General features: G+C 40.6%; 1 protein-coding gene. It reads right to left on the reverse strand.

Annotated elements, in window-relative coordinates; genetic code table 11:
* Positions 1 to 839, reverse strand: an 839-nt coding sequence (locus ON15_RS06085; RefSeq protein ID WP_169313781.1) for an ISLre2 family transposase, incomplete at its 3' end; no start/stop codon positions are given.
* Positions 840 to 862 lie beyond the last annotated feature (23 nt).

An 862-nucleotide genomic window follows, 5' to 3' on the forward strand; every position in this document is an offset into this window, starting at 1 on the left:
TCCACCAGTCCCCCATTCTGTTGCGCATCAATAATTCGCAACATTGCTTTTAATCCAGCCTTGCTCCATGATCTTCCTTGACGTTTTAAACGATAGGTGTATCGACGATGGTTACTTTCGCAACTTCCTAATCCATTGGGCTTCTTTAGTCCCCGTAACTTTGCTGGCTTAATATATTGCCAATTCCGCTTTAGGTATTTCTTTAGTTTCCGCAATGCCATTTGCTTTTCTTGGCTAGCTTGATCTTCATTTGTAATTCGGCTTTCCGCAGTATCTAAAACCGCTGTTACCTGATCCCAATTCCAAGAATAAACGGCTTTCTTCAATGGCTTTATTAACTCAGAATCAAAACTAAGCCTTTCCTGAATCTTTCGGTTCAAATGATATTGATCCAAAAAATGTTCTTGCTTAAGACAATCTGGTGCCAACTCTTTGAATACCTCAGCTTCATAACCACTGCCATTGTCACTTCCAGAAATAATTGTCGTCTTCTTTAAATCATAATGAGCCTGTAGATATTCACTTACTTCTTTCATTGCCTGTTGACGATCAAGACTACTGATGATATGACGATTAATCAGTTCGCGGCGCTTCCCATTCCTTCGGATTCCTGCATAAACCTGAAAACGATGGACAAAAAGACTCGCTGCTTGTCCATTATGATAAAATGCTTGCTGCTTAACGCTGAAGGCATCGCCTTCTAGATAAAGGATCGCTGGCTTATTTCTTTTTTTCCCAGTGTCATTTACTTCCTGCTGCCGCTGATAATTATCTATCCGTGCACCAGCCTCTTTAATAACACCGGCAACTTTTTGATGACTCATTGATATTGGGGTCAATAAATTGACTGCACTTGCCACCA

It is taken from the genome of Liquorilactobacillus vini DSM 20605 (assembly GCF_000255495.1).
Classification (GTDB): Bacteria; Bacillota; Bacilli; order Lactobacillales; family Lactobacillaceae; genus Liquorilactobacillus; species Liquorilactobacillus vini.